At 61.6% G+C, this 26,664-nt stretch carries 24 protein-coding genes and 2 tRNA genes; 7 read left to right on the forward strand and 19 right to left on the reverse strand.

Annotated elements, in window-relative coordinates; genetic code table 11:
- Nucleotides 1–78 precede the first annotated feature (78 nt).
- From xsc to hisC, 8 genes are all read right to left on the reverse strand, one after another.
- Nucleotides 79–1,893 carry a sulfoacetaldehyde acetyltransferase gene (gene xsc, locus O3301_RS25545; RefSeq protein ID WP_071078494.1) on the reverse strand — a complete coding sequence of 605 codons (1,815 nt, stop codon included), beginning with the start codon at nt 1,891–1,893 and terminating at the stop codon, nt 79–81.
- A 225-nt stretch (nt 1,894–2,118) separates the two neighbouring features.
- A complete protein-coding gene (locus O3301_RS25550) occupies nt 2,119–3,129 on the reverse strand; it encodes a porin (protein WP_305057835.1) in 1,011 nt (336 codons plus the stop codon).
- A gap of 83 nt (nt 3,130–3,212) precedes the next feature.
- A complete protein-coding gene (locus O3301_RS25555; protein ID WP_305053434.1) occupies nt 3,213–4,028 on the reverse strand; it encodes a thiazole synthase in 816 nt (271 codons plus the stop codon).
- On the reverse strand, nt 4,025–5,329 hold the full coding sequence (locus O3301_RS25560) for a D-amino acid dehydrogenase (RefSeq protein ID WP_305057836.1): 1,305 nt from the start codon (nt 5,327–5,329) through the stop codon (nt 4,025–4,027). Before O3301_RS25560 ends, O3301_RS25555 begins: the two co-directional genes overlap by 4 nt.
- 16 nt (nt 5,330–5,345) lie before the next feature.
- Nucleotides 5,346–6,410 (reverse strand): YeiH family protein, encoded by a 1,065-nt coding sequence (locus O3301_RS25565; RefSeq protein ID WP_251352042.1) that lies wholly within the window; start codon nt 6,408–6,410, stop codon nt 5,346–5,348.
- Between the two features lie 204 nt (nt 6,411–6,614).
- Nucleotides 6,615–7,484 carry an NAD(P)-dependent oxidoreductase gene (locus O3301_RS25570; protein ID WP_305057837.1) on the reverse strand — a complete coding sequence of 290 codons (870 nt, stop codon included), beginning with the start codon at nt 7,482–7,484 and terminating at the stop codon, nt 6,615–6,617.
- 63 nt (nt 7,485–7,547) lie between these two features.
- A complete protein-coding gene (locus O3301_RS25575) occupies nt 7,548–7,985 on the reverse strand; it encodes a GNAT family N-acetyltransferase (protein ID WP_305057838.1) in 438 nt (145 codons plus the stop codon).
- A 4-nt stretch (nt 7,986–7,989) separates the two neighbouring features.
- Complete coding sequence (hisC, locus tag O3301_RS25580) at nt 7,990–9,045, reverse strand: histidinol-phosphate transaminase (protein ID WP_305057839.1); 1,056 nt, start codon at nt 9,043–9,045, stop codon at nt 7,990–7,992.
- 125 nt (nt 9,046–9,170) lie between these two features.
- On the opposite strand from hisC, the gene O3301_RS25585 reads away from it, so the two are divergent.
- On the forward strand, nt 9,171–9,791 hold the full coding sequence (locus O3301_RS25585) for a hypothetical protein (RefSeq protein WP_305057840.1): 621 nt from the start codon (nt 9,171–9,173) through the stop codon (nt 9,789–9,791).
- Nucleotides 9,792–9,952: 161 nt separating this feature from the next.
- Here the strand turns inward: O3301_RS25585 and O3301_RS25590 are convergent.
- The 5 genes from O3301_RS25590 to O3301_RS25610 all read right to left on the reverse strand — a co-directional run bounded on the left by O3301_RS25590 (nt 9,953) and on the right by O3301_RS25610 (nt 13,921).
- Nucleotides 9,953–10,042 (reverse strand) — tRNA-Ser (locus tag O3301_RS25590).
- A gap of 346 nt (nt 10,043–10,388) precedes the next feature.
- Nucleotides 10,389–10,478: transfer RNA gene (locus O3301_RS25595), tRNA-Ser, on the reverse strand.
- Nucleotides 10,479–10,589: 111 nt separating this feature from the next.
- Nucleotides 10,590–11,879, reverse strand: coding sequence for a serine--tRNA ligase (serS, locus tag O3301_RS25600; RefSeq protein ID WP_305057841.1), 1,290 nt, complete (start codon nt 11,877–11,879; stop codon nt 10,590–10,592).
- A 146-nt stretch (nt 11,880–12,025) separates the two neighbouring features.
- The gene (locus O3301_RS25605) at nt 12,026–12,223 is read right to left on the reverse strand and encodes a hypothetical protein (RefSeq protein ID WP_099664811.1); all 198 of its coding nucleotides are present in this window, start codon (nt 12,221–12,223) and stop codon (nt 12,026–12,028) included.
- A 276-nt stretch (nt 12,224–12,499) separates the two neighbouring features.
- The gene (locus tag O3301_RS25610; RefSeq protein WP_251351833.1) at nt 12,500–13,921 is read right to left on the reverse strand and encodes a PLP-dependent aminotransferase family protein; all 1,422 of its coding nucleotides are present in this window, start codon (nt 13,919–13,921) and stop codon (nt 12,500–12,502) included.
- 180 nt (nt 13,922–14,101) lie between these two features.
- Here O3301_RS25610 and O3301_RS25615 point away from each other — a divergent pair, with 180 nt between their 5' ends.
- Both O3301_RS25615 and O3301_RS25620 read left to right on the forward strand, forming a co-directional pair.
- A complete protein-coding gene (locus O3301_RS25615) occupies nt 14,102–14,392 on the forward strand; it encodes a DUF2917 domain-containing protein (RefSeq protein WP_305057842.1) in 291 nt (96 codons plus the stop codon).
- Complete coding sequence (locus O3301_RS25620) at nt 14,389–15,129, forward strand: NAD(P)-dependent oxidoreductase (protein ID WP_305057843.1); 741 nt, start codon at nt 14,389–14,391, stop codon at nt 15,127–15,129. The genes O3301_RS25615 and O3301_RS25620 overlap by 4 nt, the downstream gene beginning before the upstream one ends.
- Before the next feature lie 3 nt (nt 15,130–15,132).
- Here O3301_RS25620 and O3301_RS25625 read toward each other — a convergent pair whose 3' ends face one another.
- From O3301_RS25625 to O3301_RS25635, 3 genes are all read right to left on the reverse strand, one after another.
- The gene (locus O3301_RS25625) at nt 15,133–16,452 is read right to left on the reverse strand and encodes a replication-associated recombination protein A (protein WP_305057844.1); all 1,320 of its coding nucleotides are present in this window, start codon (nt 16,450–16,452) and stop codon (nt 15,133–15,135) included.
- A 73-nt stretch (nt 16,453–16,525) separates the two neighbouring features.
- Complete coding sequence (gene lolA, locus O3301_RS25630) at nt 16,526–17,182, reverse strand: outer membrane lipoprotein chaperone LolA (RefSeq protein WP_035826475.1); 657 nt, start codon at nt 17,180–17,182, stop codon at nt 16,526–16,528.
- A gap of 3 nt (nt 17,183–17,185) precedes the next feature.
- Entirely contained in the window at nt 17,186–19,546 is a 2,361-nt protein-coding gene (locus O3301_RS25635) for a DNA translocase FtsK (RefSeq protein ID WP_099664816.1), read from the reverse strand.
- A 216-nt stretch (nt 19,547–19,762) separates the two neighbouring features.
- Between O3301_RS25635 and trxB the strand changes: the two genes are divergently transcribed.
- The 3 genes from trxB to O3301_RS25650 all read left to right on the forward strand — a co-directional run bounded on the left by trxB (nt 19,763) and on the right by O3301_RS25650 (nt 22,151).
- Nucleotides 19,763–20,716 carry a thioredoxin-disulfide reductase gene (gene trxB / locus O3301_RS25640; RefSeq protein WP_034786153.1) on the forward strand — a complete coding sequence of 318 codons (954 nt, stop codon included), beginning with the start codon at nt 19,763–19,765 and terminating at the stop codon, nt 20,714–20,716.
- A 7-nt stretch (nt 20,717–20,723) separates the two neighbouring features.
- Entirely contained in the window at nt 20,724–21,398 is a 675-nt protein-coding gene (locus O3301_RS25645) for a Smr/MutS family protein (protein ID WP_305057845.1), read from the forward strand.
- A 123-nt stretch (nt 21,399–21,521) separates the two neighbouring features.
- Nucleotides 21,522–22,151 carry a trimeric intracellular cation channel family protein gene (locus tag O3301_RS25650; protein ID WP_034786156.1) on the forward strand — a complete coding sequence of 210 codons (630 nt, stop codon included), beginning with the start codon at nt 21,522–21,524 and terminating at the stop codon, nt 22,149–22,151.
- A 215-nt stretch (nt 22,152–22,366) separates the two neighbouring features.
- On the opposite strand, the gene O3301_RS25655 is transcribed toward O3301_RS25650, so the two are convergent.
- Both O3301_RS25655 and O3301_RS25660 read right to left on the reverse strand, forming a co-directional pair.
- The gene (locus O3301_RS25655) at nt 22,367–22,705 is read right to left on the reverse strand and encodes a P-II family nitrogen regulator (RefSeq protein ID WP_034758685.1); all 339 of its coding nucleotides are present in this window, start codon (nt 22,703–22,705) and stop codon (nt 22,367–22,369) included.
- A 41-nt stretch (nt 22,706–22,746) separates the two neighbouring features.
- The gene (locus O3301_RS25660) at nt 22,747–24,363 is read right to left on the reverse strand and encodes an NAD+ synthase (RefSeq protein ID WP_305057846.1); all 1,617 of its coding nucleotides are present in this window, start codon (nt 24,361–24,363) and stop codon (nt 22,747–22,749) included.
- 90 nt (nt 24,364–24,453) lie between these two features.
- On the opposite strand from O3301_RS25660, the gene O3301_RS25665 reads away from it, so the two are divergent.
- Complete coding sequence (locus O3301_RS25665; RefSeq protein WP_305057950.1) at nt 24,454–25,587, forward strand: GNAT family N-acetyltransferase; 1,134 nt, start codon at nt 24,454–24,456, stop codon at nt 25,585–25,587.
- 52 nt (nt 25,588–25,639) lie between these two features.
- On the opposite strand, the gene ppa is transcribed toward O3301_RS25665, so the two are convergent.
- Nucleotides 25,640–26,182 (reverse strand): inorganic diphosphatase, encoded by a 543-nt coding sequence (gene ppa, locus O3301_RS25670; RefSeq protein WP_034786159.1) that lies wholly within the window; start codon nt 26,180–26,182, stop codon nt 25,640–25,642.
- Nucleotides 26,183–26,664: the final 482 nt, after the last annotated feature.

Consider the following 26,664-nt stretch of genomic DNA (forward strand, 5'->3'; position numbering starts at 1 on the left):
TGAAGCATGAGACATGAAACATGATTCCGGCACATAAAACCCGGCAAGCCGGGGTCATACAAGGATCGGGCAGACTGATTACACGTAGTCTTTGTACTTGTCCAGGTGGCGGATCGGCTTGCTCAGCGCATCGCGGCGGAACGGGTCGCCCAGCTCGCGCGTGCACATGATTTCGATGATGGTGGTCTTGCCCTCATTCATCTGCATGTCGATGGCCTTTTTCAGGGCCGGGCCCACGTCTTCCAGCTTGTCGACTGTGATGCCTTCGGCGCCCATGGCGCGTGCGATTTCCGCGAAGCTCTGGTTGTCGAGTTCCCCGGCGACGAAGCGGCGGTTGTAGAAATCCACCTGGTTTTTCTTTTCCGCGCCCCACTGGCGGTTGTGGAACACCACGGCCGTCACGGGAATGTTATGGCGCACGCAAGTCATCGTTTCCATCAAGCTCATGCCCCATGCGCCGTCGCCCGCATACGACACGGCCGGACGGTGCGGCGCGGCAACCTTGGCGCCGATAATCGTCGGGAAGGCATAGCCGCAATTGCCAAAGCTCATCGCCGCAAAGAAGCTGCGCGGCTTTTCGAAGCGCAAGTAACTATTGGCCACCGAGTTGATGTTGCCGATGTCGGTCGACACCATCACGTCTTCCGGCATGGCTTTTTCCAGCTCGCGCAAGACCTGGCGCGGGTGCAGGTAATTGCCCGGCTCTTTCTTCTGCTCTTCGATCATGTCCAGGCTGTACGCATCTTTCTCGTGCGTCCAGTTCGTCAATTCTTCTTCCCATGCAGCCTTTTCGGCTTGCACGGTGGCATAGCGTTCCTCGCGCGTGGCGTCGCAATCGAGCTTCTTGCCATCCAGGCGGGCAATAATCGCCTTGGCGGCCGCCTTGGCGTCGCCGCAGATGCCCACCGAAATCTTTTTGACCAGGCCCAGCATCTTGTTGTCCGCGTCGATCTGGATGATCTTGGCGTTTTTCGGCCAGTAATCCATGCCGTGCTGCGGCAAGGTGCCGAACGGTCCCAGGCGCGAACCGAGGGCCACGACGACGTCGGCCTGGGCGATCAGTTTCATTGCCGCCTTGGAACCCTGGTAGCCGAGGGGGCCGCACCACAGCGGGTGGCTGGCGGGGAAGGAGTCATTGTGCAGATAGCTGTTCACGACGGGCGCGCCCAGGCGCTCGGCCAGGGCCTTGCACTCTTCGATGGCTTCACCCATGACGACGCCGCCGCCCGAGATAATCACGGGGAACTTGGCCTTCGCCAGCAGTTCCGCCGCATCGTTCAGGCTTTGCTCGCCACCGGCGCCGCGGTCCAGGCGGTTCGGTTTCGGGATCTCGGCCTTGATTTCGCCATAGAAATAGTCGCGCGGGATGTTCAGCTGCGTCGGGCCCATTTCCGACATGGCGCGGTCAAAGCAGCGGCCCGTGAATTCCGCCATGCGGGCGGGATTCGTCACGTGGCCTTGATATTTCGTAAATTCCTCGAACATCGGCAACTGGTTCGCTTCCTGGAAGCCGCCCAGGCCCATGCTCATCGTGCCCGTTTCCGGCGTAATGATCACGACGGGGGTGTGCGCCCAGTAGGCAGCGGCGATGGCGGTCACGCAATTGCTGATGCCGGGGCCGTTCTGGCCGATGACGACGCCATGGCGGCCCGAAACGCGCGCATAACCGTCGGCCATGTGGCCGGCGCCCTGCTCGTGCACGACGGGGATCAGGCGGATGCCGGCCGGGGCGAAGATATCCATCGGGTCCATGAAGGCCGAGCCCATGATGCCGAACATGTCGGTCACGCCATTGGCGGCCAGGGTTTCCACGAACGCTTCGGAAGGCGTCATCTTTTGCGGGCCTACAGGTATCGCTGCGGCGGCGGCTTTTTGGTCGGACAAATCGGTCATGGCTCAGTCTCCTTACGGTTTTATGAAAAATCGGTATATTTTGTTCCGATATTTGAAATACGTGTTCAATTTAACGGTTGCGAAATGCGCTGTCAATGAAATTTCATGAAAAATCGGACTGTTTCATTCCTGAATCCGGAATCCGCGACTTTGCCCCACTCCTGAAACAACAATGGCGGCTTATCCGCAACAGACAAGCCGCCATCCCTCGCTGCGCCGTCGCGCTTAGAACTTCAGGCGCATGCCGGCCGTAAAGGCGCTCGAGTTATGCCCAGGCAAGGGCACGCTGCCGCCGCTCGATGCATCGCCGACGAAGTTGGTACCCGCGCCATCGTTGCTGATACGGCCGTACGAGGTGTACAGATTCGTGCGCTTGGACAAGGCATACGTGTAGCCGATGGCCAGCTGGCGCCCGCCGCGGCGCGCATTCGTGCGGTCATCCTTGCGGATGTACGAAGCCATCACGCTGCCCGCCGCGCCCACGGGGGCCGATGCGCCCAGCATGTAGTTGCGGAAATCCGTGCCCGCATCGTCCTTGTCCGTCTCATACGCGGCGTGCAGCTTGGCGGGACCGAAGTCGTAGGTGCCGCCCAGCAAGGTGACTTTCGCCGTGTTCAGCGGCGTATCCTTGCGGTTGTCGTGGGCCAGGGTCAGCACGAGCGGGCCATTGGCGTAGTCGATGGAAAAGTCGATGGTGCGGCCCAGCGTGTTGCTGTCCGGCTTTTCGCCCAGGCCAACCATGACGGCGGCCGACAAGCCGTTCACCTTCGGCGTCTCGTACATGATGGAATTTTTCGTGCGCAGGCTGGCCACGCTCATCAGGTTGATCGAGGCGCCCGTCATGCCCGTCTCGAACGGGTCGATATTGTCCAGCGCGGTGAACAGCGGGTTGTGCTGCAAACCCAGGTTCACGGCGCCGAAGCCGCCCGACAGGCCCACGTAAGCCTTGCGCCCGAACAAGGCGCCCTGGCGGTTGGCGCCCGTGTCGAGGTCGAGGCCATTTTCCAGCAAGAAGTTAGCTTTCAGATTATTGCCCAGGTCTTCCGTGCCCTTGAAGCCAATGCGGCTGCCCGACTGCACGCCGGTGGCCAGCTTGGTGACGGAACCGTCCGCGCCACCGTGTTCGGACGTCAGGCCCGCGTCGAGCAAGCCGTACACGGTGACGGACGATTGGGCGCTGGCGTTGCCGGCGAAGAAGGAGGCCAGGATGGCTGCCGCTACGAGTGTGTGTTTCATGTCATCTCCAGGTATTGTGGTTTTTATAAACGCTTGAAACGATAATCGACTACGGTGCTGCAATTGCGGGTAAATGCGGCGGCTCAGGCGATCAGCCCGGCCATCGGCGACGAGGGCGAAGCGCTCATGGCGTCCGCTCTCCGGGGCATGCGTCCGGCCAGGTAAGCCTCGCGCCCGCCCTGCACTGCCAGTTTCATGGCGCGCGCCATGCGTATCGGTTCGCGCGCCGCCGCGATGGCGGTATTCATCAGGATGCCGTCGCAACCGAGTTCCATGGCGATGGCCGCGTCCGACGCCGTGCCCACGCCCGCGTCGACCAGCACGGGGACGCGGGCTTGCTCGATGATCAGCGACAAATTCCACGGATTCAAAATGCCCATGCCCGAACCGATCAGGGAGGCCAGCGGCATGACGGCGATGCAGCCGAGGTCTTCCAGCATGCGCGCCTGGATGGGATCGTCGCTGCAATACACCATCACCTGGAAGCCGTCGCGCACCAGCTCCCCGGCCGCCTTCAAGGTTTCCGGCATGTTCGGGAACAAGGTCTTTTCATCGCCCAGCACTTCCAGCTTGCACAGCGGGTGGCCGCCCAGCAGCTCGCGCGCCAGTTGCAGGGTGTAGACGGCGTCGCGCGCGTTGTAGCAGCCGCCCGTGTTGGGCAGAATCGTGTATTTCGATGGCGGAATGAAGTCGAGCAGATTCGGCTCGCCCTTCTCCTGGCCGATATTCACGCGGCGTATCGTCACGGTGACGATGTCGGCGCCGCTCTCTTCGATGGCCAGGCGCGTTTCCTCGAAATCCTTGTACTTGCCGGTACCCACCAGCAGGCGCGACTGGTAGGTGGTGCCGGCCAGGGTCAGGCCGCTGGGTGGCTGGCTGGGGGTGGCGTCGTCTCTCATCGTGGTGCTCTCCTAAGTTGAACCAAAGCGGTCTCTTGCCGGGGCGGCTCGCCGCAAAACGCAAAATCGACTTCCGGCTGGCGTCCCGACACGAGGTCGGCGATCGCCCTGCCCGCGCCGCAGCCCATGGTCCAGCCCAGGGTGCCGTGACCCGTGTTGAGGAACAGCTGGCGGTAGCGCGTCGCGCCGATATAGGGCACGTTCGACGGCGTCAGGGGGCGCAGGCCGGCCCAGTAGACGGGGTCGCTGTAATCGCAGGCGTGGGGAAACAGCGCCTGCACGCGGCGCGTGATGGCGGCGCAGCGCACGGGGTTGAGTTCCCGCGTGTAGCCGTTCAGCTCGCACGTGCCCGCCACGCGCAGGCGCTCGCCCAGGCGCGAAAACACCAATTTATGGCCATCGTCCGTCAGCGAGACGGTCGGTGCGGCGGACGGGTCAAGGATGGGATAGGTGGCGGAATAACCTTTGCCCGGATACAACATCAAGCGTATGCCCAGCGGCTGCAGCAGGGGCGCGGAAAAGCTGCCCATGGCCACCACCACGGCGTCCGCGTATTCCAGGCAGTGGCGCCCGTGCGCATCGATGCATTCCACGCCCGCGATGCGTTCGCCATCGGCCAGCAGGCGCGTCACGGTGGTGCCGTACTGGAAATCCACGCCGGCCGCCGCGGCGCGGGCGGCCAGCGCCGTGGTAAACAGGTGCACGTCGCCCGACTCGTCGCTGGCCGTGAAATCGCCGCCGACGATGTGCCGGCGGGCATGGGCCAGGGCAGGTTCCAGCCGTATCACCTCGTCGGCGCTGACGGTGTTGCGCGGGCAGCCCAGGTCGCGCAACAGCGCGGCGCCCGCTTGCGATTTGTCAAACTCTTGCTGGTCCGTATAAAAATGCAGGATGCCCCGCTCCAGGTGGTCATACGCGATGCCCGTCTCGCGCCGCAAGGCTTGCAAACTCTGCCGACTGTACTCGGCCAGGACAACGATCTGCCGCATATTGCGCGACACGCGCGACGGCAAGCACTCGCGCAGGTAATGCAGCGCCCACTGCCATTGCAACGTATCGAGGCGAGGACGGAACAGCAGCGGCGCATCGTCCTTGCCCAGCCAGCGCACGACCTTGCGCAGGGTGGCGGGATTCGCCCACGGTTCCGCATGCGAGACGGAAATCTGTCCGCCGTTGCCGAAGCTGGTTTCCTGCGCGGCGCCCGCCTGGCGCTCGAACACGCGCACGTCGTGGCCCGCCTGGCGCAAATACCAGGCCGATGCCGTGCCGACCACGCCGGCGCCGAGGACGAGGATCTTCATGGCGGGCCCGCTTCGCTTAGCGCGTCAGCAGGACGGCGATGGCGACGAAGGCGGCGATCCACACCGTTTCCATCACCAGCATGATCACGGGACGCCAGCCCAGCGAGGCCAGCGACTGGAACGAGGTTTTCACGCCCAGCGCGGCGATGGCGATGACGAGACAGGCGCGCGAGGCATTGTTGATCCAGCCATTCACTTCCTGCGGAATCAGGCCCAGGCTGTTCGTGATGACGAGCCAGACAAAGCCGATCAGGAAGAACGGTACGAGCGGCGGCGCATCGACTTCGCTCTTGCCATCCTTGCGCTTGAACATGATCGACAGGCCCAGCACGACGGGCACGAGGCACGCGACGCGCGTCAGTTTCACGAAGGTGGCCACGTCGCCCGTGTGGTTGCTGACCAGGTAGCCGGCGCCCACCACTTGCGCTACATCATGAATGGTGCCGCCGATGAATACGCCCGCCTCCGTCGGGTCAAAGCCCAGCAGCTTGACCAGCAGCGGGTAGACGATCATGGCCAGGGTGGACAGCGACGTCACGCCCACCACCGTCAGCAGCGTAAATTTTTCGTTTTCCTTGGTTTGCGGCAGCACGGCCGAGATGGCCAGCGCGGCCGAGGCGCCGCAGATGGCCACGGAACCACCCGACAAAATCCCTTCCGTGATGGGACGCTTCAGCCACCTGGCCAGCATATAGCCGAAACCCAGGGTGGCGACCAGGCCGCCGACGACGATCAATAAGGGCGTCACGCCCACGGAAGCGATCTGGTTGAAGGTGATGCGCGCGCCCAGCAGGGCCACGCCCGTGCGCAGCAGCACCTTGCTGCAAAACTCGATGCCGGGCTTGCAGGTGGGGTCGGATGCGAGGAAGTGGAAGGCCAAGCCGAAGAACAGCGCGTACAGCAACTGGGGGCCGCCGTAATTGCTGGAAATAAAGGTGGCCGACAGGGCGATCACCAGCGCGATGGCCACGCCGGGCCAGCTGCGCAGCACGGCGCGGGGGCGCCAGATGGCGACGGCGGAAGACAGGTAGGGAATGTTCTTGTCGACAACGCGTGTTATCGCTGAGGAGTTAGTTTTCATGCGGGTCCGCTCATAATGTTTTAAAAATTGGGACATTTCATCTCGTTTTTTAATAATACACGATGAGCTAGCGAAGTCCATGCTTTTCCATGAAAATCGAAACCGGATGTTCCGGAAACTGACGTTTTAAGGTTGATGTTGGCGTAAACGACAAGCGGCGCGGCCCTTCGCAGGGATGCGCCGCCGTTGCTGGTGCTTGAAAGATTACTTTTTGTTCAGGCGGGTAATCAGGCTGGACGTATCGTAGCGGTTGCCGCCCGCCTGCTGCACTTCGCCATAGAACTGGTCCGTCAAGGTCGTCACGGGCAAGTCGCTGCCGTTGCGCTTGGCTTCGGCGAGGCAGATGCCCAGGTCCTTGCGCATCAGGTCGACGGCGAAACCGAAGTCGAACTTGCGTTCGATCATGGTCTTGCCCCGGTTTTCCAGCTGCCACGACTGCGCCGCGCCCTTGGAAATCACGTCGACGACGAGAGCCGCATCGAGGCCCGCGTTTTCCGCAAAGGCAATGCCTTCGCTCAAGGCTTGCACGAGGCCCGCGATGCAGATCTGGTTGACCATTTTTGTGAGCTGGCCGGAACCGGAAGCACCCATGTAGGTGACGGCGCGCGAGAACAGCGCGATGACGGGCTCGGCCCTTGCATACGCTTCCGCATCGCCGCCCACCATCACGGTCAGCTTGCCGTTTTCCGCGCCCGCCTGGCCACCGGACACGGGCGCATCGAGGAAGAACACGCCCCGCTCTTTCGCCGCCACGTGGATGGTACGCGCCGCTTCGGCCGAGGCCGTTGTATGGTCGATCAGGATGCTGCCCGGCGCCATGGCGGACAGCAAGCCGCCCTCTTCCAGGATGACTTGATACAGATCATTATCGTTGCCGATGCACGTAAACACGAACTCGGCGCCTGCAGCGGCGGCGGCCGGCGTGGCGGCGCTGCTGCCCTTGTGCTGTTCCAGCCAGGCGGCCGCGCGGGCCGGATTGCGGTTGTACACGGTGACGTCGTGCCCGCCCGCCGCCAGGTGACCTGCCATGGGAAAACCCATGACGCCCAAACCGATGAATGCCACTTTTGCCATATTGTCCGTCCTGTCGATGAATGAATCCGATTATTGTTGCACAAACAGTCGCCGCCGGCAGCATCAAGGCGCGGGGGCGCGCCGATAATACAGGTCGAACTCTTCCTCGCCATCGGGCACGAAGCCGTGACGCACATAGAAGCGGTTCGCCTCGCTGCCGCGCAAGGCGCCCACGCGCACGCTCTGGCGGGCCGCATCGGCCTCGGCAAACACGCGCGCCAGCACGGCCGCGCCCATGCCTTGCCGCTGGTAGCCGGGCGCCAGGTAGAGGTGGTCGAGCAACAGATAGTCCGCTTGCGGCCGCAACACATAGAAGCCGGCCAGCGTGTCGTCATGGCGCAACTGCCAGGTGCGGGCTGGGTCGTAGCTGGCCAGGAAACGATCACGCGCGCGCTGCGGATCATAGCGGCCGATGCGCTCCAGGCTTGCGCGCATGGCAGCCACGCGCAGGCTGGCCAGCGCCTCGCCATCGGCCAGGCTGGCAGGCAAGAAGGTCAGCATGGCGTCACAGCAGGTCGCGCAGCGCCGCCACCAGGGCTGCGCATTCGTCCGGGTTGCCGATGCTGATGCGCAAATACTGGCTGATGCGCGGCGCGTTGAAATGGCGCACGATCACGGAGCGGGCGCGCAAGCCGGCGGCCAGTTGCGCCGCGTCATGCTGCGGGTGGCGGGCAAACACGAAATTGGCCACCGAAGGCAACACCTCGAATCCCAGCGCCGCCAGGTCCGCAGTCAGCTGTTCGCGGCTGGCGATCACGGCCTGGCGCGTCTGCTGGAAATACGCTTCGTCGTGCAGCGACGCGACGGCACCGGCCAGCGCCAGCCGGTCCAGCGGATACGAATTGAAACTGTTCTTCACGCGCTCCAGCGCCTCGATGAGGTCCGGATGCCCGAAGGCACTGCCCACGCGCAAACCGGCGAGCGAGCGCGATTTCGAGAACGTCTGCACCACCAGCAAGTTCGGATAACGCTCGACCAGGGCCACGGCGCTCTCGCCGCCAAAATCCACATACGCTTCATCGACCACCACGACGGCGTCGGGATGGTCGCGCAGCAGCGCTTCCACGCCGGCCAGCGGCAAGTCCACGCCTGTCGGCGCGTTGGGATTGGGGAAGATGATGGCGCCGCACGGCCCCTGGTAGTCTTCCGGACGGATGCGCATGGACTCGTCGAGCGCTACCGTGCGGTAATCGATGCCGTACAGCTTGCAATACACGGGATAGAAGCTGTAGCTGATGTCCGGGAACAGCAGCGGCGCATCGTGCTTGAGCAAGGCCATGAAGGCCAGCGCCAGCACTTCGTCGGAACCGTTGCCGACGAACACTTGCGCGCTGCTCAAGCCGTGGTAAGTGGCCAGGGTTTGCTTCAGTTCGCTGGCGGAAGGGTCCGGGTAGAGGCGCAGGCTGTCGTTGGCCGCTGCGCGCAGCGCGGCCAGCACCTGCGGTGACGGGCCGTAGGGGTTTTCGTTGGTGTTGAGTTTGACCAGGCCGGGCAGTTTCGGTTGCTCGCCCGGGATGTAGGGGGTCAGCTCGCTGACGATGGTGCTCCAGAATCGGCTCATTGGTTTTATTGGTGGGGGCAGGATGGGGGTACGGTAGATTACCATAGGGTGAGCGGGGTCAAGGCGGACACCATCGGCGAAGAGTAGCGTGGGCGATATCGGCCCCAACGCGAAGAGGACGCAGCATGAACAGCATGCACAAGCTGAGCGATACGCACGTGCGGCATGGCGCGCTGACGCCACAGTCACGCCAGCGCAAGATCGATGCGTGGCTGCAGGTCGCAGCCAGTCTCAGCGAGCAGATCACCGTGGAATTGCAGACTGCCACGGAGCAGCTACAGGGCGAAGGAATGGCCGACTTGCAGCGCGTGACGGCGCTGGCGCAACGGCTGGCAAGCAATAGCAAAGCCATGCGCGATACCCTCGGGACACTGTTTGACAGCGGTGAAAAAAGCGAGGAGCATGCAGTGACAAGCACGGAGGATTGCGCCATGGACGAGCAAGTCAACGCACTGGCAAAAGACATGGCCAGTGTGAAACTGGACGTAAAGGATGTAAAGGTCGATGTGGCTGACATCAAGGTGGATGTTGCTGGTCTGAAAACGGATGTCACTGCTCTCAAGACCGATGTCGGCGTTCTCAAGACGGATGTCAGTGGCTTGAAACTGGACCTCGCTGTGGTGCGCTCCAATTATGCGACCAAGTCAGATGTGGCTGAGGCGAAGTCGGCTGTCATCCTGTCGTGCGTGGGGACGATCATTGCCATGTCGGGCGTCGCGTTTGCGGTGGCCAAGCTCGTGCACTAGCTTGCGGTAGTGGGGACGCTGGCTTTCAAAGTCTGAATGGAGGAAAAAACGCCTTGCGCTGCGCGCTTTGGGCGGTTTTTCTACCTGGACTTTGCGCTGGTGGTCTTTTGACCTTGGGGGAATAAAAAAAGCTCCCTTGCGGGAGCTTCTCTTATGTATTCTGGCGGAGAGGGTGGGATTCGAACCCACGGTACGATTTAACGTACGCTTGATTTCGAGTCAAGTACATTCGACCACTCTGCCACCTCTCCGTTTACTGCGGTCTATTCGTTCAAACTGACGTGCCTGTTTGAACGAGGCGCTATTTTAGCATGGGGATTGTTGGGTTGGGTAGGGGTTTTATTGGTGATTTGCAACTGAGGGCTGGTGGCCAAACCAAAAAACCAATCGGGCGATTCGGAGAGCCTCGTAAAGGCGCGGCTCGCCTTTGTAGACGCCGCCTTGGCGCACGCGTGAAAACCAATTGGACGATTCGGGGAGCCTCGCGCGAGTACGCGCTCGTCTTCGAATCCCACGCGCAAGGCGCGCAGGCGCCTTGCTCCTCTTCGCCGCCACAAATAAAAAAAGCTCCCTTGCGGGAGCTTTCTCTATTTGTTCTGGCGGAGAGGGTGGGATTCGAACCCACGGTACGATTTAACGTACGCTTGATTTCGAGTCAAGTACATTCGACCACTCTGCCACCTCTCCATTTGCTGCGGTCTTTTCCTGCATTGCTGCGGGAAGGCAAGATTATAGCAGCCGTTTGAAAAAATGGAAGGACTATTTTGCGCCTTCCATTCACCGGGCCGCGCGAACCTTTCAAGCCTTCAGGTGCGTCAAGCCGCCCATGTACGGGCGCAGCACGGCTGGAATCTCGACGCTGCCATCCGCTTGCTGGTAGTTTTCCAGCACGGCGACCAGGGTGCGGCCCACTGCCAGGCCGGAGCCGTTCAGGGTGTGCGCCAGTTCCGGCTTGCCGGCCGCGTTGCGGAAACGCGCCTGCATGCGGCGGGCCTGGAAGGCTTCGCAGTTCGACAGGGACGAAATCTCACGATAGGTGTTTTGCGCCGGCAGCCATACTTCCAGGTCGAAGGTCTTGGTGGCGCCGAAACCCATGTCGCCCGTGCACAGCGACATCACGCGGTATGGCAGACCCAGGCGTTGCAAGATGGCTTCCGCATGGCCGACCATTTCTTCCAGCACCTGGTACGACGTGTCCGGATGCACTACTTGCACCATTTCCACCTTGTCGAACTGGTGCTGGCGGATCATGCCGCGCGTGTCGCGGCCGTAGCTGCCCGCTTCCGAGCGGAAGCATGGCGTGTGGGCCGTCATTTTCAGGGGCAGTTGATCGAGCGCAAGGATTTCATCGCGCGCGATGTTGGTCAGCGACACTTCCGACGTGGGGATCAGGTAGAAGGTTTCGCCCTCGCCTTCCGCGCCGCCTTTTTTCACCGAGAACAGATCGGCTTCGAATTTCGGCAACTGGCCCGTGCCGCGCAAGGAATCGGCGTTGACCATGTACGGGGTATAGCATTCCGTGTAGCCGTGCTCGTCCACATGCGTATTCAGCATGAATTGCGCCAGTGCGCGGTGCAAACGGGCGATGCCGCCCTTCATGACGGAGAAGCGCGAACCGGTCAGCTTCGTGGCCACTTCGAAGTCGAGGCCCAGCGGGGCGCCCACGTCGACGTGATCCTTGACCTCGAAATCGAAGGTGCGCGGCGTGCCGACCTTGCGTACTTCCACGTTGCCCGACTCGTCCGTGCCCAGGGGCGACGATTCATGCGGCAAATTCGGCACGGCCATGATGAAATCGCTCAGCTTGGCTTGAACCAGGGTCAGGGCCGCTTCATCGGCTTTCAATTCATCGCCCAGGCCAGCCACTTGCGCCATCACGGCCGAGGTGTCTTCCCCCTTGCCTTTCAACATGCCGATTTGCTTGGACAGCGCATTGCGCTTGCCCTGCAGCTCTTCGGTGCGCGTCTGGATCGCCTTGCGTTCGGCTTCGAGGGCGGTAAAGCCTGCCACGTCGAGCTGGAATTTGCGCGTCGCCAGGCGTTCTGCGACGGTGGCGATGTCTTTACGGAGAAGTTGGATATCTATCATGGGTGGATGGCGGTGCCGATGTATCGAAAGCACTCATTGTACCAAGACCCAGTTCACTTCGATGAGTTTTGCGCAAGGTCAACCATCGTCATGGCGGCCTGGCCGGGCACTCGCGCCCGCTTTACATTTTCTGCTTGGCTTATTGCTTAAATGAACGCGGCTTTTTCGGCAGCGGTCAGGCGGCGGGCGCTGACGGTAACGACAGGCATGTCTGCGGCCTGGGCGATCACGCTGCTGCTGGCGCTCACTTCCAGGGTATTCGCGCCGGCGGTGGCGAAGCTGGCGCCGATGGCGATGATGGCGGCGGCGACAAAGGTGATTTCCATGTTTTTCAGTGCGTTCATGATGTGACTCCTGGTTAGTTTGTTTCGTTGACTGCTGCTGGTATGGTGGTACTTTAGCCAACGGCCGCAAACAACGCCACCGGCTTGCGACCAGCGGCGAAAAACAGGGAGTGAACGGTGAAAATGGGGGACTGAAGGTAAAACAAGGGAATGAACAACGCCTGACAAAACCGTAGCGAGCGACAGTGATTTGTGGCTAAGAAGCGCAACCGTGCTAGAGCACGGTGAGCATCGCAGGCCGCAAAGCGCGCCGCGCAGTAGGTTTTGACAGGCGTTCTACAAGGCGTCCTTGACCAGACGCCCTAAGCGGCCGATAGCCTGCTCGATGCGCGGCGTCCACGCATTGCCGCAATTGAGGCGCAGATAATTGCCGAACTTGCCCGAGGCCGAGAACAGCTGGCCCGGCATATACGCCACGCCGTCCGCGATGGCCTGGCCATGCAGGGCCAGCGCATCGACTTGCGGCGGCATCTGCACCCACAGCACGAAACCGCCCTGCGGCTCGGACAGCATGCAGTCCGCCGGAAAGCTGGCCGCCACGGCGTCGGACATGCGGGCGATGCGCTGCACCAGGGTGCGCCGCATCTTGCGCAGCTGCTGGTCGTAGCTGCTGCCTTCCAGAAAGTCGGCCAGCACGGCCTGGAAGAAATGGCTGGTGGCGCCGCTCGACACGGTTTTCAGCAGCGCCACTTCCTGCGCGAAACGCCCGGCCAGCACGTAGCCCACGCGCGACGCGGGCGTGATCGCCTTGGAAAACGAGGAACACAATAAAACGTTGCCGCTCGTGTCGTAAGCCTTCACGGGCCACGGACGCTGCGGTGCAAAGCACAGGTCGCCATACACGTCGTCTTCCACCAGCGGAATATTGAATTCCGACAGCAGCCCCGCCAGCCGCTTCTTGTTTGCTTCCGGCATGACGCAACCGAGCGGATTGTTCGCGTTCGGCACGAACAGGCACGCTTGCACGAGGCCGGCGCGCAAGGCCAGTTCCAGCGCGTCGAGCGACGGCCCCGTCTTCGGGTCAGTGGGAATTTCCAGCGCCTTCATGCCCAGGCTTTCGATCATTTGCAGCAGCACGAAATACGTGGCCGACTCGATGGCGATGGTGTCGCCCGGCTTGGCGACGGCGCGCAGGCACAGGCTGATCGCTTCCGTGCAGGAATTCGTCACGACGATCTCGTGCGGGTCGAGCTTGCCCCAATCCAGCGCCCGGCGTGCCACCTGGCGCAGGAAATTGCCTTCGCTGATGTCGTAGCAGCTGACTTTACTCAGCAGCACGGGATCGCGCCGCGCCACGGCGCTGATGGTGCGCTGCATGCGCTTGATCGGCAAGATTTCGTCGGGCGGCCATGCCGTGCCCAACTGCACGATATTCGCCGTTTCGTTATCCTTCAACACGCGCATCAACAGATTGTTGATGCCGACGAAGGCCGGCTCCTTCAGGTGCTGGGCGTCGGCGCTGCAGGGCCGGCGCGGCGCCCGGTGGCGCACGAAATAGCCGGACTGGGGCCGCGCATCGACTTGCCCCCGGTCTTCCATCAGGCGCAAGGCTTGCATCACGGTACTGATGGAAATGCGCTTTTGCTGCGCCAGGTGGCGTATCGACGGCAGGCGGTCGCCGGGCGCGAACACGCGCGAGTCGATCAGCGCGCCCAGCTCGTTGGCCAGGTGCTCATACAGATTCAAATGCGCGCTCATGTTCATCCCTTCAGTATGCGGCGGCCGCGCGGGGCCGGCACAGATACAGTTGCCCGCTTTTTTGATAAGCACAGTCTACGGCGAAGTGTACTGTATTCATCACAATTTCGTTTTCCTGCATCTGTCATGGTTCACCGCAAGGGCCTAAGCTGTTCCTGTCAGCACAACAGGAGCGACGCCATGCATACCGACCACGAATTACGCAGCGAACGGCCCTTGCGCCTGGAAAAAGGGCGCGCCAAGGTCATCGAATGCCTGTCCGGCATGGCGTGGATCACGGCCTACGCCCAGTTCGAGGATTGCGTGCTGCGCAGCGGCGAACGCTACACGATACCGAATGACGGCCTGGTGCTGGTCGAAGCCGTGGGTAGCGGACACATCCGCGTCCATGGCACGGCCGCACCGCGCCCCGCCCTGCTGCGCTGGCTGAACCTGGCACTGCCTCACACCTTGAATACTAGGAATACATGACTCAAGCACCACCACTGCGCGTCCTCGTCACGGGCGCCGCCGGCGTCATCGGCACCGTTTTCTGGAAGAGCCGGCACGGGGAATTTTCCCTGCGCCTGGCCGACCTGCACACAGGCAAGCTGGCCGAAGCGCCCTGCCCGTTCATTCAGCTCGACGTGAGCGACTACGCCGCCTGCCTGGCCGCCTGCGCCAACATCGACGTGGTGCTGCACCTGGCCGGCGTGCCGCACGCCAGCGCCGATTTCGATGCGCAACTGCTGCAACCGAACGTCATCGGCACGCACAACATCTTCCGCGCGGCGCAGGCGCAAGGCGTGAAAAGAGTCGTGTTCGCCAGCAGCGCACAAGCCATCGAAGGCTACCCGCTCGACGTACAGGTGCACGAGCACATGCCGGCGCGCCCGGCGAACATGTATGGCGCCAGCAAGGCCTTCGGCGAAGGCGTGGCCTGCGCATTCGTCCACCAGCATGGCATGACGGCGATCGCTGTGCGCATCGCCAACGTGGCGCAGTTTGAGAAAGGTCAACAACACAGCGCGCGCGACGTCGCCGCCTTCATCAGCGAGCGCGACGTGGTGCAATTGCTGGCCCGCTGCATCGCCGCCGACGTGCCGCCCGGCTACCACGTCGTGCATGGCGTGTCGGACAACCGTTATAAACGGCTGTCGATCGCGGCGACGCGCCAGCTGGTGGGCTACGCGCCGCAGGATGACGGTTTTACTTTGCTGGGCCTGTAAGCCTCAGCCCTTCCCTGCTGGTTTTCCTGCTTTTCTGTCCAGCTCGCGCAGCCAGGCCAGCTTGTCGGCAATCTTGCTTTCCAGGCCGCGGGGCACGGGCTGGTACCAGCCCGGTTCCGCCATGCCGTCCGGAAAGTAGGTTTCGCCGGCCGCATACGCATCAGGTTCATCGTGCGCGTAGCGGTAGGCATGGCCGTAGCCCAGCTCCTTCATCAGCTTCGTCGGCGCATTGCGCAAGTGCACGGGCACTTCCTTCGATTTATCTTTCTTGACGAAGGCCATGGCCGTGTTGAACGCGTTGTAGCCGGCATTGCTTTTTGCGGCAATGGCCAGGTAAATCACGGCCTGGCCCAGCGCCAGCTCGCCTTCGGGCGAACCGAGCCGTTCATATGTTTCCACCGCATCATTGACCATGGTCAAGGCACGGGGATCGGCCAGACCGATGTCTTCCCAGGCCATGCGCACGATGCGCCGCGACAAATAACGGGGGTCGGCGCCGCCGTCGATCATGCGGCAAAACCAGTACAGGGCCGCGTCCGGGTTGGAACCGCGCACGGACTTGTGCAGGGCGGAAATCTGGTCATAGAAATTGTCGCCGCCCTTGTCGAAGCGGCGCGAATTCAAGGTCAGCGCATTGTCGACGAAGGCCGCGTCAATCTTCGTTGTGCCCGTCGAGCTGGCGGCCGTTTCGGCCTGCTCCAGCAAATTCAGGAAGCGCCGCGCATCGCCGTCCGCGTAGCCGATCAGGGTGTCGGCCGCCGCCTCGTCGAAGCTCAGGTGCGTCAAGGCCGTGCTTTGCGCCTTGGCCAGCAACTGCTTCATCTCGTCTTCGTTGAGCGATTTCAACACATACACTTGCGCGCGCGACAACAGCGCCGAATTGACTTCGAAGCTGGGGTTTTCCGTCGTCGCGCCGATGAACGTCACCAGGCCCGATTCGACGAAGGGCAGCAAGGCGTCCTGTTGCGATTTATTAAACCGGTGGATTTCATCGACGAACAATAAGGTGTGCTTGCCGAACTGGTCCAGGCTGTGGCGCGCCTGGTCCATGGCTGCGCGGATATCTTTCACGCCAGCAAACACGGCCGACAAGGCGATGAATTCACTGTCGAAGGCATTCGCCATCAGGCGCGCCAGGGTGGTCTTGCCCACGCCGGGCGGTCCCCATAAAATCATCGAATGGGCCTTGCCCGCCTCGAACGCGAGGCGCAGCGGCTTGCCAGCGCCCAGCAGGTGCGTCTGGCCGATGACTTCGTTCAGGGTGGCTGGCCGCAAGGCTTCGGCCAGCGGCTGGCGCGGCGCGGTGGAAAAGAGATCCGCCATAATGAGTTACCTAATAAGAATGCAAAAGCCCCGCATTGCTGCGAGGCCGGCTCATACGCAAGGCGCGACAGTCTTAATTATTAATGACGTCGGCGCCCTTGGGCATGACAAATTTAAAGTGATTGGCCGAAAGCGCCGGATTCTTCTGGAAGTTCTTGAACGCCAGCACCGAGGTCTGACCGAACGAATCGCGCAATTCCATCGCTTCCGGCACGCCGTTGCGCAGGCCGATGGTGATTTCGTCGAACGTCGTATCCTTGGCTTTCGGCGTCGCTTTCAGCCATTCCAGGCCATCGCGCGTGCCCGCTTCGGCCAGGGTGAAATTCTTTTCCAGGTCGTTGCTGCCGAACAAGATGGCCGCCGGCGAGGAACCGAGCGCGTCGCCCAGTTTCTTGACCGTCACCTGGCTCAAGTCCTTGTCGTAGATATACAGCTTGTCGCCGTCGGCTTGCAGCAACTGCTCGTACGGCTTCAGGTAGGTCCAGATGAACTTGCCCGGACGGGCAAACTCGAACGTGCCGCTGGCGGGCGTCGACACTTTCGCCTTGCCGCTGGCGTCCGCCTTCTTGACTTGACGCTGCACGAACTCGCCCTTGGCCGACTTGGTGCCGGCAGCAAAGCTCTTGAATTGCTCCAACGCGCTGGCCGAGGCGCTGGCAGCGAACAACAGGCTGCAGGCAACGCTGGCCGCGCCGATCATCATTTTTGCTGCGAAAGTATTGCTTTTCATTCTTTACCCTTGTTCGGCACTTGCCGCCGGCACCAGGATTTCCCGGTTGCCATTGGATTGCATGGTTGATACCACCCCGCTCTGCTCCATCTGCTCGAGCAGACGGGCGGCGCGGTTGTAGCCGATGCGCAAATGGCGCTGCACCAGCGAAATCGAGGCGCGGCGGTTTTTCAGCACCACCGCCACCGCCTGGTCGTACAGGGCATCGGCCTCGCCGCCGCCCTCTCCCGGCGCGCCACCTTCGGCGCCGTCGCCTTCCAGAGTGCCGCCTTCGAGGATGCCCTCGATGTAATTCGGTTCGCCCTGCAGCTTCAAATGGCTGACGACGCGGTGGACTTCTTCATCGGACACAAACGCGCCGTGCACGCGCATCGGCAAGCCGGTGCCGGGCGGCATGTACAGCATGTCACCCATGCCCAGCAGGGTTTCCGCGCCCATCTGGTCCAAAATGGTGCGCGAGTCGATCTTCGACGACACCTGGAAGGCGATACGCGTAGGAATGTTGGCCTTGATCAAGCCCGTGATCACGTCTACAGATGGGCGCTGCGTGGCCAGAATCAAGTGCAAGCCGGCGGCGCGCGCCTTTTGCGCGATACGCGCGATCAATTCCTCGACTTTTTTGCCCACCACCATCATCAGATCGGCCAGCTCGTCGATGATGATGACGATGGTCGGCAGTTTTTCCAGCGGTTCCGGCGAATCCGGCGTCAGGCTGAACGGATTCGGGATGTGTTCTTCGCGCTTTTTCGCGTCGGCAATCTTCGCGTTGTAGCCGGCCAGGTTACGCACGCCCATCTTGCTCATCAGCTTGTAGCGGCGTTCCATCTCGTTCACGGCCCAGTTCAGCGCGTGGCCGGCCTGGCGCATGTCCGTCACGACGGGCGCCAGCAAGTGCGGGATGCCTTCGTAGACGGACATTTCCAGCATCTTCGGATCGATCAGGATCAAACGCACGTCGAGCGGGTCGGATTTGTACAGCAGCGACAGGATGGTCGCATTGATGCCCACGGATTTACCGGAACCGGTGGTACCGGCCACCAGCAAGTGGGGCATCTTGGCCAGGTCGGCCACGACGGGCTTGCCGGCGATATCCTTGCCCAGCGCAATCGTCAGGCTGGACACGCCATCGTTGTAGACCTTGGAGCCGAGGATTTCCGTCAGGCGCACGATCTGGCGCTTGCTGTTCGGCAATTCCAAGGCCATGTAATTCTTGCCGGGAATGGTTTCCACCACCCGGATCGACGTCAGCGACAGCGAACGGGCCAGGTCGCGCGCCAGGCCGACGATCTGGCTGCCTTTGACGCCCGTGGCCGGCTCGATTTCATAGCGCGTCACCACAGGGCCGGGGTAAGCGGCCACTACCTTGGCATCCACGCCAAAGTCAGACAATTTCTTTTCGATCAGGCGGCTCGTGAATTCCAGGGTTTCCACGGAAACCGTTTCCACCACGGGTGGCGCCTCGTCCAGCAGCGACAAAGGCGGCAGCTTGCCATCGCCCAGGTTCTCGAACAGATGGGCCTGGCGTTCCTTTTCCACGCGCTCGGATTTCACCACCGTCACAACCTGCGGCTCGATCTTCACCGGCGGCGCGGCCACGTGCTTTTCCACGTGCTTGGCCCGCTCGATGACCACCACTTCGTCGCGGCGCACGGCGGCCACTTCGCCCTGGCGGCGGTCTTCGCGGTCCTGGTAGCGCAGCACGAACCAGTTGAAAGCGTCTTCGATGGCGCCGCCGATGCGCTCGGCCACTTGCAGCCAGGACACATGGAAGAACAGGCTGAAACCCAGGCCAAACAGCAGCAACAGCAATAAAGTGGCGCCCGTGAAACCGAAGGCCACGTGGGCCGAGTGCCCCACCAGCTGGCCCAGCACGCCGCCCGGATCGCGCGGCAGCTGCACGTGCAGGCTTTTCGCCATGCGCAGGTATTCGAGGCCCATGCTGCCGATCAGCATGATGGAGAAGCCGACGATGCGGATCAGCATCTCGACATGGTGCTCGCGCTCCACCTCTTCCTCTTCCAGCAGGAAGCGCTTACTCAGGCGCCGGTAGCCATGCCACACCGTGCGCAGCAGCCACACGCACCACCACCAGGCGGAAAAGCCGAAGATATACAGCAACAGGTCGGAGAAGGTGGCACCGAGCTTGCCGCCCAGGTTGGCGACCTTGTCGACGTTGGTGGCATGCGACCAGCCCGGATCGAGCTTGTTGAAGCTGGCCAGGATCAGCACGAAATACAAGGCAAACGCGGCCAGCGCGAACCAGCGCGCCTCGGACAACAGCCGCACCAGCCGGTTGGGCAGGGGCCGGCGTTCGACCGGTTTTCGGGTGTAGCTATTTTGATTGGCCTGGGCTGGTTTAGTCATTCTGGGAAGCGCTGCAAGGTGAAAAATGTTTCTGAAAGGGAATTTCCCATAATAAGGAAGTATTCTAAGCCATATATGCCGCGGACGGCCCCACGATTCGTCGCTACAGGCGGCTTGGTCTATAATCGTGGATTGCTTGCGCAAGCGCAATACGCCCTTGTTCTTCGCGCGTATGCCCCCAATTCGGATAGACCCCACTCATAGAGAAGCCTCATTATGACCACTACCAAACACGCCCGCGTTTTGATCCTCGGCTCCGGCCCAGCCGGCTACAGCGCCGCCGTCTACGCCGCCCGCGCCAACCTGAACCCGATGCTGGTCACCGGCGTGGAACAAGGCGGTCAGCTGATGACCACCACCGACGTGGAAAACTGGCCAGGCGACCCGATGGGCGTGCAAGGTCCGGACCTGATGCAGCGCCTGCTGCAGCATGCCGAGCGTTTCAATACGGAAATCGTGTTTGACCACATCCACACCACTTTCCTGAATGAAAAACCGATCCGCCTGAAGGGCGACAGCCACGAATACACGTGCGATACCCTGATCATCGCCACGGGCGCATCCGCGCAATACCTGGGCCTGCCATCGGAAGCGGAATTCATGGGCAAGGGCGTCTCCGCCTGCGCCACCTGCGATGGCTTCTTCTACCGCAACCAGGAAGTGGCCGTCGTCGGCGGCGGCAACACGGCCGTCGAAGAAGCGCTGTACCTGTCGAACATCGCCAATAAAGTCACCCTGATCCACCGCCGCGACAAGTTCCGCGCGGAAGCGATTTTGATCGACCGCCTGAACGCCAAGGTTGCCGAAGGCAAGATTGTGTTGAAATATAACCACACCCTGGACGAAGTGACGGGCAACGAAGGCGGCGTGACGGGCTTGAACATCAAGTCGACCATCGACGGCAAGGTTGAAGCGCTGAGCGTGCACGGCGTGTTCATCGCCATCGGCCACAAGCCGAACACGGGCATCTTCGAAGGCCAGCTGGAAATGCACAACGGCTACATCAAGACCAAGACGGGCCTGGAAGGCATGGCCACCGCCACCAGCGCGCCGGGCGTGTTTGCCGCCGGCGACGTGCAAGACCACATCTACCGCCAGGCCATCACCAGCGCCGGCACGGGTTGCATGGCAGCACTGGACGCCCAGCGCTACCTGGAAGGCCAGGAGTAAGCGTCGCATGGCGTCGATGAAAGACTTTGCCGACCTGAAAGCGGTCAGCAAGCAGCTCAAGGAGCAGGCGGACGCGCGCGCGCAAGTTGCGGCGCAGCGCGTCCAGCAAGCCAAGGTGCAAGCCGTGGAAAGCAATCTGTTCAAGGCCAGCATCGGCGGCGTCAAGCGCCTGCCCGAGTCGGACCGCTACGTGCCCAGCCTGCCCAAGGCCGGCGCCATGGCGGCCCAGCAGCCGGCCCGCAAGCTGTCGCCGGAAGAGGACGATGCGGCCGTGCTGCGCGAATCGCTGTCGGACTTATTCGAAGTCGACCATTACCTGGAAAACGATCCGGCCCTGAACTACGCCCGCCCCGGCGTGGGACCGGACGTCGTAAAAAAGATGCGCAAGGGCCACTGGCCCGTGCAGGATGAGCTGGACTTGCACGGCTTGCGCCGCGACGAGGCGCGCGACGGCATCGGCGCCTTCCTGAACCAGGCGACAAGGCGCAAGCTACGCTGCGTGCGCGTGATCCACGGCAAGGGTTTCGGCTCGAAAGGCCAGGAACCGGTCTTGAAATCGATGGTGCACAGCTGGCTCGTGCAAAAGGATGAAGTCATCGCCTTTTGCCAGGCGCGCCGCTCCGAAGGGGGCGATGGCGCGCTGGTGGTATTGCTTTCTTCCGCACTGCAGCCCATCCGCTAGGCTTGACAGCAAGCAATTACAATTCAGTCACCAGTTCCGCACTGCACACGGCCCCGTTTGTCACCATTCGGGGCCGTGTCATGTTAACCTGTGACAATTATTTCCTGCTCAAGCGCTCCACCCATGATGCCACCCCAATTGCCGCCTGGCTCGCTGATCAAGATCATTGAGGTCATCGCCATCCTGGTGGGCGCGTTTTCCGGCTTCATCGAAGCGCGCCGCAAGCGCATGGACCTGGTCGGCGTGTTCGTCGTGGCCTTCATCACGGCATTCGGCGGCGGCACCCTGCGCGACATCCTGCTCGACAAGCGGCCCCTGTTCTGGGTGTCGCACCAGGAATACGCAATTTTGATCTTCGTGCTGGCCCTGACGGCCGCGCCCCTGATCCAGCATTTGCGCCAGATCGTCTCGGAACGCCTGATCGTCATCGCCGACGCCATCGGCCTGGGCATGTTCGCCATCGCGGGCGTGGCCGAAGCCATGCGCGCCGGCATGCCGATCTTTATTGCCTCGATGATGGGGGTGATTACGGGGATTTTCGGCGGCGTGATGCGCGACATCGTCTGTAACGAAGTGCCGATGGTGTTTCGCGACGGCAAACCGTATGCGATCTGCGCGTTTTTCGGCTGCTGGGCTTATTTATTGCAGATGCACTTCGGCGCCGAGCACGACTTCGCGCTGTGGACCAGCGCCAGCGGCATCACCATCTTGCGCCTGATCTGCTGGAAATTCGACATGCGCTTGGGGCGCTGAACGGTGCTGATGCGTAATCCATAATATTATTGGCAACTCATGTCGGATTACGCGCTGGCGCTAATCCGACCTACGGTCTGCTGAAGAACATCTACATAGCGCCTGCCAGAAGCGTAGCGAGCGGCAGCGATTTGTGGCTAAGAAGCGCAACCGTGCTGAAGCACGGTGAGCATCGCAGGCCGCAAAGCACGACGCGCAGTAGCTTATGGCTGGTGCTAGACGGCGTCTGGACCCGTTTCGCCCGTACGGATGCGGATGACCTGCTCCACGTCGCGCACGAAGATCTTGCCATCGCCAATCTTGCCCGTGCGGGCCGCCTTGATGATGGCGTCGACCACCAGTTCCGACACGCTGTCGTCCACCACCACTTCGACTTTGACTTTCGGCAAGAAGTCGACCACATACTCGGCGCCACGGTACAGCTCGGTATGGCCTTTCTGACGGCCAAAGCCCTTTACTTCCGTCACGGTCAAGCCCGTCACGTTCACATCGGCCAGAGCCTCGCGTACTTCGTCGAGCTTGAATGGTTTGATGATGGCGGTAATCTGTTTCATGGCTACTCCTTAAAATTGTTGGATTGTGGACAGATGGCTGCTTATTCGTAAAACTTCGACGTGATGGGATAACGCCAGTCGCGGCCGAAGCCACGGTGCGTGACGCGGATGCCCACCGGCGACTGGCGCCGCTTGTATTCATTGATCTTGATCAGGCGCGTGATTTTCGCCACGTCGGCCGGCGGGTAGCCAGCCTCGATAATGTCGGCGATCGGCCGATTTTCTTCCATGTACAACTGCATGATGCCGTCGAGTATTTCATACGGCGGCAAGGAATCCTGGTCCAGCTGGTCGGCGCGCAGCTCGGCCGACGGTCCGCGCGTCAGGATGCGCTCGGGTATCACGTCCGACACGCTGTTGCGGTACGCACACAGGCGGTAGACGAGGGTCTTGGCGATATCCTTGATCACGGCAAAGCCACCCGCCATGTCGCCGTACAGGGTGCAATAGCCGACGGCCATCTCGCTCTTGTTGCCCGTCGTCAAGACGATGCTGCCATGCTTGTTCGACAGGGCCATCAGCAAGGTGCCGCGGATGCGCGCCTGGATATTCTCTTCCGTCGCATCTTCCGCCAGTCCCGCGAACTCCTCGGCCAGGGTGGCGCGGAAGGCGTCGAAAGTTTGCTTGATCGGAATTTCATCGTAGCGCACATTGAGGCGTTTTACCATGTCGCGCGAGTCGATCCACGAGATATCGGCCGTAAATTGCGACGGCATCATGACGGCGCGCACCTTGTCGGCGCCCAGCGCATCGACGGCGATGGCCAGGGTCAGCGCGGAATCGACGCCGCCCGACATGCCGATCAGCACGCCAGGGAAGCCGTTCTTGCCTATGTAGTCGCGCACGCCCAGCACCAGCGCCTGGTACACCTGCGCTTCGGTGGTCAACGGTGCGGCCAGCGGCTGCGGCACGGGGGTGGCGCCGTCGAAATCGACGACCTGCAAGTCTTCCCCGAAATGGCGCAGCTGGGCGCAGATCGTGCCGGCCGCATCCATGACAAACGAGTCGCCATCGAAAATCAGCTCATCCTGGCCACCGACCAGGTTGGCGTAGACGAGGGCCATGCCTTGCGCGCTGACGTTCTTGCGCATGGTGTCATAGCGCAGATGCTGCTTGTTCATGTGGTAGGGCGAGCCGTTCGGCACCAGCAGCACTTGCGCGCCGGCCGCGCGGGCGCGCATGGGCGCATGCTCGAACCACGTGTCTTCGCAGATATTGATGCCGAAACGCACGCCTTTCACGCCAAACACGAAAGCCTGGTCGGATGACGTAAAGTAACGTTTTTCATCGAACACGGTCGTATTCGGCAAGTCGTGCTTGCGATAGGTGCCCAGCACTTCGCCGTTCAGCAGCACGGAGGCGGCATTGTGGCGCACGCCCTTCTCGTCCTGCAGGGGCAAGCCCACCACCACGTGCAAATCCTTGAACTGGGCCAGGTCGGCAGCCAGTCCCGCAAACGCTTCCTGCGTTTTTGCGTAGAATGCATTGCGCAGCAACAGGTCCTCGGGTGGATAGCCGACCAGCGACAGTTCCGGCGTGAGCACGATATCGGCGCCCGCCTCGAACGCGCGGCGGGAAAGGTCGAAGATCTTGGCACGGTTGCCGGCCAGATCGCCGACCGTACTATTCATTTGAACAATTGCGACTTTGACTGTCATGATGATGATGGATATTTCGTTCTATTAAACAAGACAGGGGCGCGCAGGCCGATGGCGGCGCCCCGAGAGTGATGAATGCACACTACAACAATGAATTATCGCACGGCTATCGTCACTACCCTGGCTGAAATTGGCGAAGCGGCCTGGTCTGAACTGCTGGCAAGCCAGGCGGACGCCACTCCCTTCCTTTCCTACGCCTTTTTGCACGCGCTGCACGAGTCCGGCTGCGCCAGCGCGGATACGGGCTGGCAACCGAATTACCTGGCGCTGTGGCAAGGCGAGACCCTGGCCGCCGCCCTGCCCCTGTACCTGAAGATGCACTCGTATGGCGAATACGTGTTCGACTGGGCCTGGGCCGATGCATATCAGCAACATGGTCTCGAATATTACCCGAAACTGCTGTCCGCGATACCGTTTACGCCCGTCGGCGGCACGCGCTTGCTGGCCCGCGATGGCGAGGCGCGCGCGGCCCTGCTGGCCTTCCTGCAGGCGCAGCAGCAAGCCAGCGAGGTATCGTCCTGCCACATCCTGTTCCCGCCGGAAAGCGAGGCGCGCCAGCTGGAGGAAGCCGGCTACCTGATGCGTAGTGGCGTGCAGTTTCACTGGCTCAATCCGGGCTACACGGATTTCGAGCAATTCCTCGCCACCCTGGAACACAAGAAGCGCAAGAATATCCGCGCCGAGCGGCGCAAGGTGCGGGAAGCGGGCGTCACCCTGCGCCAGGTGCGCGGCGTGGACGCTCTTGATGCCGACTGGAAACTGTTCCACCGCTGCTACAGCAATACCTATGCGGAACACCGCTCCTCGCCTTACCTGAGCCTGGACTTCTTCCGGCGCATCGGCGCCAGCATGCCGCAGAACATACTCCTGGTAATCGCCGAGCGCGAAGGCCGGGCCATTGCCGCCTCGCTGGTGATCCACACGGCCGACACCCTGTATGGCCGCTACTGGGGCGCGCTCGAACACGTGCCTTGCCTGCATTTCGAGACGGCGTATTACCAGCCGCTGGAGTTTTGCATCGCCAACGGCATCGCCACCTTCGAAGGGGGCGCCCAGGGCGAGCACAAGATGGCGCGCGGCTTCCTGCCGCAAAAGACCTGGTCCGCCCACTGGCTGGCGCACCCGGCCTTTGCGGACGCCGTGCAGCGCTTCCTCGAGCGCGAACGGGGCGGGATCGACGCCTACCTCGATGAATTGAACGAGCACAGCCCGTTTCGCGCATAAAAAAACGCTCCCGGCCATCGCAGGCGGGGAGCGTTTTTCTTACCGGGTGTTCTTAGGCTTTGGCGGCGTCGGTCTTGAAGGCGGCAACGCCGTTCAGGATTTCTTCCTTGGCCACTTCAGGACCATACCAGCCGTCGATCTTGACCCATTTGCCTTTTTCCAGATCCTTGTAGTGCTCAAAGAAATGCTGGATCTGGCGCAGGCGCAGTTCGTTCAGGTCTTCCGGCTTTTGCCAGTGGCTGTAGATCGACAGGACCTTGTCGACTGGCACGGCCAGCACTTTCGCGTCTTCGCCCGACTCGTCGGTCATTTTCAGCACGCCGATAGGACGGCAGCGCACGACGACGCCCGGGATCAGCGGGAACGGGGTGATGACCAGCACGTCGACCGGGTCGCCGTCCGGCGACAGGGTGTTCGGCACGTAGCCGTAGTTGCACGGGTAATGCATGGCGGTACCCATGAAGCGATCGACGAAAATCGCGCCGCTTTCCTTGTCGACTTCGTACTTGATCGGATCGGCATTCATCGGGATTTCGATGACGACGTTGAAATCGTTCGGCAGATCGCGGCCGGAAGAGACGTTATTCAAACTCATGGGGTTCCTCATTAGCGGATTGTGTTTTAACCGCGCAATTATAGCGAAGTACAGGCAGCTTGTGCGATGCAGCAGCGGCTCGCCGGCGTTTTGCGCGTCCAGCCAGCAACAGTGGCGTGCCTGGCCCGCCGGCGCGCACAGCCGGCCATCGAGAGAATAAACAAACCATCGGCAATAATAAGTACAAACACTTAAGCAATACTACCGACGCCTTGAATTAATGCCGATGGAATATCCGCGTATTTTCATTTGAATATCGCCACACGCCAGGCATGGTTATTATAATCCGCATTGCATTTTTTGCAGGCACTTATAACAACAGTTTTATTCTCATTCATTCCGCGGCGCCCCTGCATTATTGCGCGACACCCCGTCCCCTGCCCTCCAGGCGGCCTGCCAGCCCCGAAACACCCTTATCCAGCATAATATTTGTTCTTATTTGAAGTGTTTATTTGATTCAAATAAGAGCCCCGCCAAAAAAT

The sequence above is a fragment of the Janthinobacterium sp. SUN211 genome (assembly GCF_030587315.1).
In the GTDB taxonomy this organism is placed as follows: Bacteria; Pseudomonadota; Gammaproteobacteria; order Burkholderiales; family Burkholderiaceae_D; genus Janthinobacterium; species Janthinobacterium kumbetense.